Source organism: Streptomyces sp. CB01373, assembly GCF_002803075.1.
Taxonomy (GTDB): domain Bacteria; phylum Actinomycetota; class Actinomycetes; order Streptomycetales; family Streptomycetaceae; genus Streptomyces.
This window is the reverse complement of the sequence record NZ_NNBK01000006.1, coordinates 52,347-63,550: the sequence shown is the minus strand read 5'-3', so window position 1 is coordinate 63,550 and position 11,204 is coordinate 52,347. Positions and strand designations below refer to the sequence as shown.

The window sequence follows — 11,204 nt, the reverse complement described above, 5'->3', positions numbered from 1 at the left end:
GGGCTACTCCTCGTCGGGGTGCACCGGATCGACGTGGGTCTCGGGTGAGTCGCCGGACTCCACCCGGCGGCGGTTCTCCAGCCAGGCCGCCACCGCCCGCTTGGTCTGCGCCACCAGCTCGTCGAACGCGGATTCGGCGGCCGCGCCGAGCAGGAACAGCAGGATCTCCATGCCGGCGCCCATGCGGCCGGGCGGCACGTCCGAGCGCGGCCGCTCGTCGATCCGCAGCAGCCCCTGCCGGACCAGTTCTTCGAGCGGTTTCTCCCGCTCCAGCCACGCCTTCAGCGCGCCGATGTCCTTGCTGCTCGCACTTCCGTCCAGCCGGACCCGTACACCTCGGCCGGCCACGCCATCCCCCTCAGCCATAACTCACCATTCTGGCAGCGGGGCACAACTCCCCGGGAGGGCGCGTTTCGGCCACACCGCACTCGTATCGTCCGCGGCGAGACCGGGGCCGGGTCCGCGCCGCAGCCGCAGCCGCAGCCGCAGCCGGGTACGAGAGCCGTGTCAGGCCTGTGCCTGCAACTGGCTGAGCTGGCGGCGCACATGGTCAAGGGCGCCCTGTCGCCGGCCCGGCACCCGGCCGCGCAACTCTGCGAGCACCGACCCGAGTTCGCGGGCACGTCCGGGGTCGTGGATCAGCCCCCACTGGTGGTGGGCACGGTCGACGGCTGTCTCGACCGGCACGGCGTCGGCGGCCTGGCCCATGTCCAGGCGGGTGGCGGCCACCGTCAGCCAGGCCCGGCAGCTGCGGGCGGCGTCGCCCGCGAACATCGCCAGGTCCGCGCGGACCTCGGCCCAGTGCAGCGCGTCCTCGGAGGCCGCTCCGTGCGCGAGGGCGGCGGCCCGCTCCCAGCGGGCGGCGAGCGCGTCGGCGTCGCCGTGCCGGCCGGACCGCACGCAGGCGGCGATGGCCGTGTGCGGGTCGGCCGGCACCGGGCCGGGCGCGGTGAGTACGAGGCCGGGGCGGCCGTCCTCCTCGGTGAGCCGCGACAGCGCCTGCTCGTGCAGCTCCGCAGGCGGCGGCCGGTGCCCGCTGCGAAGGATCGTCGCCACCGCCCTCATGTACGCCGGTGCCGCCACCGTGCGCCGGGCCGGCGGTGGTGCGACCCGGCCGTACAGGGCGATGTTGCGCCCGCAGTCCAGGGGGCGTCCGCGCAGCAGCGCCCAGCTCTCCGCGTCCGCGTGCAGATCGGCCACGACCGTGGTCGTGCCGTCCGGGCGCAGCCGCAGTTCCTCGCGCAGCCAGTGCCAGGGCAGGGCCGTGTAGCGGACGGTCGCCGGTGCGGTGCGGGCGAGCGCCAGGTGGAGCAGACGCTGGCGGCGGTCGAGCTGGAGCTGTCCGGCGACGAACACGGTCAGCGGGCCGGGCGCCGCCGCGGCCGCGCGCAGCCGGGTGAGCACGGCCTGCGGCTCCAGCGGGTCGGCGAGCTCCACCACGGTCGCGGTGTCCGTGCCGGACAGCACGGAGGGCGCCACGGCGGCCAGCACCGGCAGCACGGACGCGGCGTCCACCAGACGTCCCCTGCCCACGGGCGCGGCCGCGAGCAGCAGCACGGTTCCGGGCATCGTCCCCCCGTGTCGTGATCCGGTCGGTCGCTTACGCCAGCACGTTAACGGCTCCACCGACTTGCCAGGGCCCCTTCGCCGGTGTGCTCTGGATGCGGGGGCGAGGAGAGAGAGGAGCGCTCTCATGGCTCACGTGGCACCCGCGTCCGTCATCACCACCCGCACCACCCGCCCGCCCAACCTGTTCAGCGCCCGGGCCCATGCCATCGGCAGGTGGGCGGGACCGCTGGCGCTGGGGCTCGTCTACGGCTACTGGGCCGCGGCCGACCGGCGCCTCGGCGGGCCGATCACGGGCTGGAACGTGCTGTTCGGCTTCGTGACCACGATCGTTTTCACGGTGCTCCTGGCGGCCGTCCTCATCGTGGGCCCCCGGTTGCGGCGAGAGCAGCACGCCGCACTGTGGTTCGCCTTCATCGGCGTGACGTTCGGCTTCCTCTACAGCCAGAGCGGCCACGCGATCGTGTCGGTGGTGGGCCTGTCCCTGGGGATCGGCATCGTCGCGGGCCTCTTCTGCTTCTACTGGTTCTACACGCACGAGGACGAGGCGGGCCATCGCGTCGGTTGACCCGCTGACCCGCTGACGCACACCGGCCGGCGCCCGGCCGGCCCGCTCACCCTCCCCCGGTCACCCGAATGCCGCCCTCCGCTCGCGGAGGGGCGGGCGACGGCCTTGGCTGAGAACGTGTCCCGACGTATGCGAAGCGGCCTGTCGGCCGTGCTCATCGCGCTCTCGTGCCTGCTCGTGCCGTTCGGCGCGCTGTCGGCCTGGGCGGCGTACGGGCTCTCCGACACCGGCCGCTACGTCACCACCATGGCGCCGCTCGCCGACGACCCGGACGTGCGCGAAGCCGTCGCGGACACCGTCGGGAACGGGATCGTCCAGGAGTACGGGCACCAACTGGACGCCTACGTGCGCCGCGGCACCATCACCCCCTTCGTGCACGACGCGGTCCGCTCGTTCACCGGGACCGAGGCCTTCCGCACCGCGTGGAACGAGGGCAACCGGGCCGCCCACGACGCCGTCCTGCGGGCCCTGCGCGACGAACGCGACCGACACGAACGCCCGGTCACCGTCGATCTCGCGCCCGTCACCGCCCAGGTCAAGGCCCAGCTCGCCCAGGACCACGTACCGCTCGCGAACCGCATCCCCGTCCAGCACACCGAGGTCGACCTGCTTCCGGCCCAGCAACTGGGCCGCCTTCGGAAGGGGTTCCACGTGCTCGAAGTCGCCGGTTTCTGGCTGCCGATCGCGGCCGTCGCGTTCGCCGTGGCCGGCCTCGCCCTGGCCGCCCGCCGCCGTCGTGCGCTGACCGCCACCGCGCTCGGCACCGCCCTGGGCGGAGCGCTGCTCGCCCTCGCCGTCGCCGTCGGACGCAGCCTGACCCTCGCCGACCTGCCCGCCGAGGTCTCCCAGCCGGCTGTCGGTGCCGTCTACGACGCCCTCACCGCCACCTTGCGCACCGCCTCGTGGATCCTCGTCGCCCTCGGCCTGACGGTGGCCGCCCTGACCTGGCTCACCCGCCGCCCGCGCCTGCCCTTCCGCCGCCGGGCGTCCACGGCCCCCACCACCCAGAGCCGCCCCGAGCAGCCGCCGCCGCGCGTACGCGTCTGACCCGGCGCCCGGTCCCGCGCACAGGACACCCGGGTCCCGTGCCGACCCCGTAGGCTCGTCGGCGTGATCAAGCAGGGGGGACGGTTCGCGAGCTGGTGCGCCGGGCTGATGTTCGCCGGGGTGAGCGTCGTCGTCGGGTGCCGGATCGCCGACAGCGACGGCATCACGCCCGTACCGCAGCTCCTCGCCTTCCTGCCGTGGCTGCTCGTGCCCACCGGGCTCGGCCTGGCGCTCACGCTGCGCGGCCGCTGGTGGACGGGGGCGGTGTGGGGCGTGGCCCTGCTCGGGCTGCTGGCCTGGTACATCGAGCCGTACGGCAAGGTTTCCGCACCGGCCGGTCCGGCCGTGGCCGGGATTCGGGTGCTGACCTCGAACGTGCAGTTCGGGCGCGGTGCCCCGGCCCTCGTCCCGGTCATCCGCCGCGAGCGGCCCGACATCGTCTTCGTCGAGGAGTGCGAGTACACCTGCCAGTCGACGCTGGACCGGGAGGTCGGCGGCGACTACCCCTACCGGCGGGCGGTCCGGGCGGGCGGTTCGGAGGGGTCCCTGATCCTCAGCCGCTACGCCCTGCGCGGCACCGCCGGGGTGCGCGGCACGATGGGCATGCCGGGCGCGGTCGCCGACGTGCGCGGGCACGCGGTGCGCCTCCAGCTCGCCCACCCCATGCCGCCGCTGCCCGGCCAGGTCGCGCTCTGGCACCGGGAACTCGCCCGGCTGCGGGCCTTCGCGGCGGCGGACCGCACGACGCCGACCGTGCTGGCCGGCGACTTCAACGCCTCCCAGGACCACGCGGCCTTCCGCCGCATCATCGACACCGGCCTGCGTGACGCGGCCCGGCTGTCCGGCGCGGAACGCGACCCGAGCTGGCCGTCCCGCACCACGCCCGCCCTCGGCGCCCAGATCGACCATGTGCTGGTCTCACCGGACTTCTCCGCGACCGGCGCCCGTTTCCTCGCCGTCGCCGACACCGACCACCGCGCGCTGCTCGTCGACGTCACGCTGCACGACGGCCGAGGAACGCATTGACAGAAGCAGCCTCCGGATGCTTGCCCCCGCCCAAGATCACCACTGAGGGCCGCTAACCTTACGTGTCCGTCCTGGCCAGGGATTGACGGGCATCAACTCACGAAGGGTTGCGCACATGGGCATTCTCACTCTCCTGCGGAACGCGTTCGGCCGACCACGCAAGGGGCCCAAGGCCGAGGCAGAGGGTGCGGAACAGGCTCCAGCCCAGGAGCCGACACCCACCGCTGCCCAGCAGCCGGAACCGAAGGTCCCCGCCCAGTCGTCCACGGACGACGAGCACGAACTGGTCTCGGCCGCCTTCGACAACATCGCGGTCCCCAAGCCCGCGACCCCCGCGGACGCAACGGAGGAACCGGCAGCCACGACCCCGGAGCCCGAACCGGCCGCTACGGCGCAGGAGTCGGAGCCCGAGGCAACACCGGCCCCCGCCGCCGAGCAGCCGAAGCCGGCGCCCGCCGCCACCGAGCAGCCGGAGCCTGAGGCGACGCCGGAGCCGGCGACCGAGGAGCCGACCCCGGAGCCCGAACCGGCAACTGCGGAGCAGGAGTCGGAGTCCGAGCCGACCCCGGAGCCGGTGGCGGAGGAGCCGACACCGGCTCCCGAACCGGAAGTTGTGGAGCCGCAGCCGGAGCCCGACCCCGAACCGGCCCCGGAAACGGTGGCCGAGCAGCCGACGCCGGAGCCCGAACCGCAGGCCGAGGCCGAGGCCGAGGCGGAGCCTGAGCCGGACGCTCCGCAAGCCGCCGACGGCGAGGAAGCCCCGCAGGGGCCACCGGCACCCGACGACGAAACCCGCACGGGTGGTGCGGGTGGGAACGACCCGGCCGAAGGCGAAGCCGAGGCCGAACAGCCGACCACGGAGCCGGTGACCGAAGAGCCGACGCCAGAGCCCGAGCTTGAGGCCGAGCCCGAGCCCGAGGCAGACACCCCGCAAGCCGCCGACGGCGAGGAAGCCCCACAGGGGCCACCGGCACCCGACGACGAAACCCGCACGGGTGGTGCGGGTGGGAACGACCCGGCCGAAGGCGAAGCCGAGGCCGAACAGCCGACCACGAAGCCGGAACCGGAGCCCGCGGCCGAGGCCGAAACCGAGCCGGAGCCGCAGCCGCAGCCGCAGCCGGACGCCGACGAGAACACGGCCCCCGCCGTCCCCCCCACCCTCACCACCGCCTACCACGCCGCCGCATCCGCCCTCGCGAAGTACGACCTCACCGGCACCCGTGCCACGGTCTACCTCGTCCTCGACCGCTCCGCCTCCATGCGCCCGTACTACAAGGACGGCTCCGCACAGGCCCTCGGCGAGCAGACCCTCGCCCTCGCGGCCCACCTCGACCCCGAGGCGACGGTCCAGGTCGTGTTCTTCTCCACGGAGGTGGACGGCACCGGCGAGCTGACCCTCGCCGAGCACGAGAACCGCGTCGACGACCTGCACGGCTCCCTCGGCCGCATGGGCCGCACGAGCTACCACGCCGCCGTGGACGCCGTACTGGCCCACCGCGCGGAGTCGGCCGGCGACCCGGCGGCCCCCGCCCTGGTGATCTTCCAGACGGACGGCGCGCCCGACGCCAAGACCCCCGCCACCCAGTCCCTCACCGACGCCGCGAAGAAGCACCCCTCCGTCTTCTTCTCCTTCGTGGCCTTCGGCGAGCACGACAACAAGGCCTTCGACTACCTCCGCAAGCTGAAGACCGGCACCGCGGCCTTCTTCCACGCCGGCCCCGCCCCCCGCGAGCTGACCGACCAGGAGCTCTACGAGGGCGTACTGGCCAACTGGCGCCCGTGACCCACGGGACCACGCGCCCGTGACCCACGGCACCACCCGCCCGTAACCCACGGCACCCGCACCGCACCAGGGCCGCCCCTTCCCACCTCTTAAAACGGGAAGCGGGCGGCCCACCCGTGTCGGCTACGATTTCAAGGTTCCGTAGACGACCCGCACCCGACGAGATCGTCACCCCACGTAGCGACTTGGGAGCAGCCCGCGATGGCTCGACACCTCATCACCAGCGCCCTTCCGTACATCAACGGGATCAAGCACCTGGGCAACATGGTGGGGTCCATGCTCCCGGCAGACGTGTACTCCCGCTATCTGCGCCAGCGCGGCCACGACGTGCTGTACATCTGCGCGACCGACGAGCATGGCACCCCGGCGGAGCTCGCGGCCAAGGAGCAGGGCCTCCCGGTCGACGAGTTCTGCGCGCAGGCGCACGACGCGCAGAAGGCGGTCTACGACGGCTTCTCGCTCGCGTTCGACTACTTCGGCCGCAGCTCGTCCCCGCAGAACCGCGAGATCACGCAGGAGATCGCCCGCGAGCTCAAGGCGAACGGGTTCATCGAGGAGCGGGCCATCCGCCAGGTGTACTCCAACACCGACGGCCGCTTCCTGCCCGACCGGTACATCATCGGCACCTGCCCGCACTGCGGCTACGACAAGGCGCGCGGCGACCAGTGCGAGAACTGCACCCGGGTCCTGGACCCGACCGACCTGATCGAGCCGCGCTCCGCGATCAGCGGCAGCAGCGACCTGGAGGTCCGCGAGACCAAGCACCTCTTCCTCCTCCAGTCCGTACTGGCCGGCGAGGTCGAGGCCTGGGTCGACGAGCGCGCCGACAACTGGCCGGTGCTGGCCTCCTCGATCGCCCGCAAGTGGCTCACCGAGGGCCTGCACGACCGTGCGATCACGCGTGACCTGGACTGGGGCGTCCCGGTCCCTGCCGACACCTGGCCGGAACTGGCCGCCGAGGGCAAGGTCTTCTACGTCTGGTTCGACGCCCCGATCGAGTACATCGGCGCCACGAAGGAGTGGGCGGACCAGGACCCGGAGAACCGGGACTGGCGCTCGTGGTGGTGGGAGTCGGACGCGGACGTCCACTACACGCAGTTCATGGGCAAGGACAACGTGCCCTTCCACAGCGTGATGTTCCCGGCGACCCAGCTGGGCACCCGCTCGCCGTGGAAGAAGGTCGACGTCATCAAGGCCTTCAACTGGCTCAACTACTACGGCGGCAAGTTCTCCACCTCGCAGCGGCGCGGTGTCTTCACGCACGACGCGCTGGAGATCCTCCCGGCCGACTACTGGCGCTACTTCATGATGGCGAACGCTCCGGAGTCCGACGACTCGTCCTTCACCTGGGAGCACTTCACGGCCACGGTGAACAAGGACCTGGCGGACACGCTGGGCAACTTCGTCAACCGGGTGCTGTCCTTCTCCCGCAAGCGCTTCGGCGACGAGGTCCCGGAGGGCGGCGAGCCGGGCGAGGCCGAGGCGCGGCTCGGTGAGGAGATCGCCCGCCTCCTCGCGGAGTACGAGGAGCACATGGAGGCCATCCAGTTCCGCAAGGCGGCGGCCTCCCTGCGTGCCCTGTGGTCGGCGGGCAACTCCTACCTGGAGGAGAAGTCCCCCTGGCTGGAGATCAAGACCGACAAGGACGGCGCCGCCCTCACCCTGCGCACGGCGATGAACCTGATCCACCTCTACTCGGTGGTCTCGGAACCGTTCATCCCGACCTCCTCGGCGGCCATGCGCGCGGCGTTCTCCCTGGACGGCGACACGGCGACCTGGGTGACCCCCGCCGAGGCGGCCTCCCTGGCCACCGTCCCCGCCGGCACCCCGTTCACGGTCCCCCCGGTCCTCTTCGCCAAGCTCACGGACGACGACCTGGCGACCTACAAGGAGCGCTTCGGCGGCGAGCCCGCGTAAAGCGGAAGAGCACCGAGCACCACGACTCCCCGCGACCGGGCGCCCGGTCGCGGGGAGTCGCTTCTCACGTTCCGGGACCGTGAAAAGAGATGGAAAACTCCTGGTAAAGTCCGCCCACTTGGGCGAGGGCAGGGGACTCTCGCCGGGAGGGAACCTCACGTGGGCAGACACGCCCTGAGACGGGGCGGACTGGCCGCCACCGTCACCACGCTCGCGGTCGCCGTCGCGGCCGCGTCCGTCACCGTCCTCGCCGGGGGCGGTGACCCCGCCCAGGCCGCGGGCGCGCAGAGCGCGGCCGGCACCACCGAGATCACGTTCACCGCCCCGACCTCGGCCACGGCCCAGCCGCGCTTCGACCAGCCGTTCGCGGCCGGTGCCGGCGGCTTCCTGCACGGGCAGTCCGGGATTGCCGGGCTGCTGTGGACGAGCCATGCCGACGGCACCACCGTCCGAGTGCGGACCACGGACGGCCTCTTCGAGCCGACGGGGTCGTGCAGTGTCTTGGGCAGCTCGATGTGCCAGGAGGCCTGGTACGGCTCGGACGGCGACCTCGTCGCCCTGCCGACGAGCACGTCCGACACCACCGTCACCCTGTGGGATCCGGCCACACGCAGGACGTCGACCGTGACGTCCCGGTACCCCTACCGGGCGCTGGCCGGAAACACCGTCGTCACCAGCCACACCCTCATCGACACCGTGGACGGCGAGCGCCGTGAACGCCCCTTCACGCCGGCCGGGGTGACCGTCAACAACGGCTACGTCATGGCCGCCGACGCGGCCGGGGTGCTGGTCAGGTGGGGCACCAGCCTGTACTACATCGACATCGAGTCGGCCACCGTCACCGAGGCGTTCAGCGGCGTCTCCGCCAACGCCACCACCGTCCTGAGCGAGGGCAGGATCGGCTGGTACGGCAGCAACAGCCTGCACTTCAAGCCGCGCACCGACCCCGGTGGCGACGAGCAGTTCGTCGACCTGCCCTTCTTCGGCTTCGGCGTCTACTCGGACGACAAGCCGGTTCTGACCGGTGACTGGCTGCTGCTGCCCCTGCACACGGGCACCGGCACCAGCAGGCTGACGGCCGTCTCCCTCACCGACGGCTCGTCCCGCACCCTGCTGGACAAGGCCGGCAAGTCCGCGGTCCGCGGCCCGGGCGACACGGCTCTCGTGACCGGTGGCACGGGCGCCACCGACTGGTGGGTGCAGCGTGTGAGCCTGGGCGCGGACGGCACGCCGAAGCTGACGAAGCTGTACCAGGTGCCCGCAAAGGAGAACGACAAGACGGGCATCGCCCTCAGCCGCGGCAGCCTGCGGGTCGCGGAGCGCAACCCCAAGGACACCAGCGGCTTCAGCGCCACCTCCGTACGGACCCTGACGACCAACGGCGGTACGGCGCTCACCGCGTCCGCCGCCACCGAGAGCTTCAAGTTCCTCCGGGAGTGCCCCTCTCCGGACACCCCGTGCCCGGCGCTGTGGGGCAACACGGTCACCTCGCCCCGGGACGTGTTCCTGGAGGAGTCCTGGAGCGGCCCCGCGCCGGCATACTCGGACCAGCTGGTCTCGATCGGCTACCACCCCCTGTGGTTCAAGACCACGGGCGGCAGCATCGTCGACGTCTCCGACGACTACGCGGTCTACAACTCCGGCGGTGCCGCCCCGGCCCAGTACGTCGGCCGGTTCGGCTACAGTCAGTTGCTGAAGCGCCCGGTCCAGACGGCCGCCCTCAACGGCCCCGTGCTGTGGAGCGCCACCACCACCGCCGGCCGGGTCACCTCCTACAGCCTGACGGAGAGGAAGACCCTCACCACGGTCACCGTCCCGGGCGCGCGCTGCATCCCGAGCGAGCTGCAGGCGGCGGGCCGCTGGCTGTACTGGGCCTGCGGCACCGCCTCGGCGGGCGTCTACGACACCAAGGCCGGCACCTCCCGCGCCGTCCTCCCGGGTGACGTACTGCTCGGCGACGGCTTCACGGTCCGCCACGACCACGGGGCCGACACCCTCGTCCTGACCGACGCGGCCACCGGCGCCACCCGCGTACTGGCCTCCGATGTGCCGGACACCGGCCTGGCCGCCGACCGCCGCCACCGCTGGATCGTGGACAAGTACACGGGCCTGGTCGCCTGGTTCGACCTGCACGGGCGCACCCGTGTCGCCACGACCGGCTTCGCCCCGTCGGCCCTGACGGCGTTCGAGACGGACACCGACACCTGGGCCGACCTGACCACCTCGACGCCCTGGACCGGCACCTGGCTGCTGTCCCGCCCCTTCACCTCCTGGTCGCTGACGTTCACCTCGGCGGAGAGCGGCGAGACCGGCAGGGCCACCCGCACCTTCACCGGCGACGCGGCCACCGCGCAGGTGACGGCGAAGTGGAACGGCAAGACGGCGGGCGGCGTGCGCTTCCCCAACGGGCAGTTCAAGTGGACCCTGAAGGCGACCGGCCTCGGCACCTCCACGGCCGTGACCGTCGCCGGCGGCAGCGGCTCACTGACCGGGGGCTCGCCCGTACGCCACGACTACCTCGGCTGGGACGGCATCGGCGACCTCCTCACCATGGACTCCAAGGGTTCCCTGGCCCTCCACCCGGGCACGGCCAAGGGCACCCTCACGACCAAGGTCGGCGGCACCGGCTGGCCGAAGGGGACCACGGTCGTGCCGTTCGGCGACCTGAGCGGCGACCGCTGCAACGATCTCGTCGTGCGGCCGGCCAACGGCTCGCTGCGGCTGTACAAGCCGAAGTGCGGGACCGCGCTGAAGGCGTCGACGCCGTACACCACACTCGGCAAGAGCGGCTGGAACCAGTACGACGTCATGGTCTCGACCGGTGACATCACCGGCGACGGACGCCCGGACCTGATCGCCCGCAAGGCGTCCACCGGGGACATGTACCTCTACAAGGGCACCAGCGCGGGCAAGCTCTCCGCCCGCGTCAAGATCGCGAGCAACTGGAAGAAGTACAAGAAGATCGTCGCCGTCGGCGACATCACCGGTGACGGCATCGGCGACCTGATCGCCCAGGACAAGTCCAACAACCTCTACCGCTACGACGGCAAGGGCACCGGAACCTTCAAGGCCCCCGTCAAGATCGCCACCAAGTGGGGAGCCTCGTACAACGCCGTCGTCGGCGTGGGCGACCTCAACCGCGACGGCATCGGCGACCTGATCTGCCGGGACACCTCCGGCAAGCTGTTCCGCCTCTACGGCAACGGCAAGGGCGGCTTCGGCGCGCGGACGCAGCTCGGCACCGGCTGGGGCGGGTACAAGGCCCTGTACTGACACCGTCGGTCAGAAGGAAAGCGG

Annotated in this window: 8 protein-coding genes; 6 read left to right on the top strand and 2 right to left on the bottom strand. The window is 72.3% G+C overall.

Features of this window, described 5'->3' with window-relative positions:
- Positions 1 to 3: 3 nt before the first annotated feature.
- Positions 4 to 366 carry an effector-associated constant component EACC1 gene (locus tag CG719_RS10810; protein WP_199836597.1) on the bottom strand — a complete coding sequence of 121 codons (363 nt, stop codon included), beginning with the start codon at positions 364 to 366 and terminating at the stop codon, positions 4 to 6.
- 141 nt (positions 367 to 507) lie between these two features.
- Entirely contained in the window at positions 508 to 1,569 is a 1,062-nt protein-coding gene (locus CG719_RS10805) for a hypothetical protein (RefSeq protein ID WP_100568342.1), read from the bottom strand.
- Positions 1,570 to 1,693: 124 nt separating this feature from the next.
- Between CG719_RS10805 and CG719_RS10800 the strand changes: the two genes are divergently transcribed.
- The 6 genes from CG719_RS10800 to CG719_RS10775 all read left to right on the top strand — a co-directional run bounded on the left by CG719_RS10800 (position 1,694) and on the right by CG719_RS10775 (position 11,180).
- Complete coding sequence (locus CG719_RS10800) at positions 1,694 to 2,134, top strand: hypothetical protein (protein WP_100568341.1); 441 nt, start codon at positions 1,694 to 1,696, stop codon at positions 2,132 to 2,134.
- Between the two features lie 117 nt (positions 2,135 to 2,251).
- A complete protein-coding gene (locus CG719_RS10795) occupies positions 2,252 to 3,181 on the top strand; it encodes a hypothetical protein (protein WP_100568340.1) in 930 nt (309 codons plus the stop codon).
- A 108-nt stretch (positions 3,182 to 3,289) separates the two neighbouring features.
- Positions 3,290 to 4,207 carry an endonuclease/exonuclease/phosphatase family protein gene (locus tag CG719_RS10790; protein ID WP_100568339.1) on the top strand — a complete coding sequence of 306 codons (918 nt, stop codon included), beginning with the start codon at positions 3,290 to 3,292 and terminating at the stop codon, positions 4,205 to 4,207.
- A 115-nt stretch (positions 4,208 to 4,322) separates the two neighbouring features.
- On the top strand, positions 4,323 to 5,990 hold the full coding sequence (locus CG719_RS10785; protein WP_100568338.1) for a VWA domain-containing protein: 1,668 nt from the start codon (positions 4,323 to 4,325) through the stop codon (positions 5,988 to 5,990).
- A gap of 201 nt (positions 5,991 to 6,191) precedes the next feature.
- Positions 6,192 to 7,907 (top strand): methionine--tRNA ligase, encoded by a 1,716-nt coding sequence (gene metG / locus CG719_RS10780; RefSeq protein WP_100568337.1) that lies wholly within the window; start codon positions 6,192 to 6,194, stop codon positions 7,905 to 7,907.
- 159 nt (positions 7,908 to 8,066) lie between these two features.
- Positions 8,067 to 11,180 carry an FG-GAP repeat domain-containing protein gene (locus tag CG719_RS10775; RefSeq protein WP_100568336.1) on the top strand — a complete coding sequence of 1,038 codons (3,114 nt, stop codon included), beginning with the start codon at positions 8,067 to 8,069 and terminating at the stop codon, positions 11,178 to 11,180.
- Positions 11,181 to 11,204: the final 24 nt, after the last annotated feature.

Coding starts and splice junctions, on each gene's coding strand:
- CG719_RS10805 (WP_100568342.1), bottom strand. CDS start 1,569: ATGCCCGGAACCGTGCTGCTGCTCGCGGCCGCGCCCGTGGGCAGGGGA.
- CG719_RS10785 (WP_100568338.1), top strand. CDS start 4,323: ATGGGCATTCTCACTCTCCTGCGGAACGCGTTCGGCCGACCACGCAAG.
- CG719_RS10810 (WP_199836597.1), bottom strand. CDS start 366: ATGGCTGAGGGGGATGGCGTGGCCGGCCGAGGTGTACGGGTCCGGCTG.
- CG719_RS10790 (WP_100568339.1), top strand. CDS start 3,290: ATGTTCGCCGGGGTGAGCGTCGTCGTCGGGTGCCGGATCGCCGACAGC.
- CG719_RS10800 (WP_100568341.1), top strand. CDS start 1,694: ATGGCTCACGTGGCACCCGCGTCCGTCATCACCACCCGCACCACCCGC.
- metG (WP_100568337.1), top strand. CDS start 6,192: ATGGCTCGACACCTCATCACCAGCGCCCTTCCGTACATCAACGGGATC.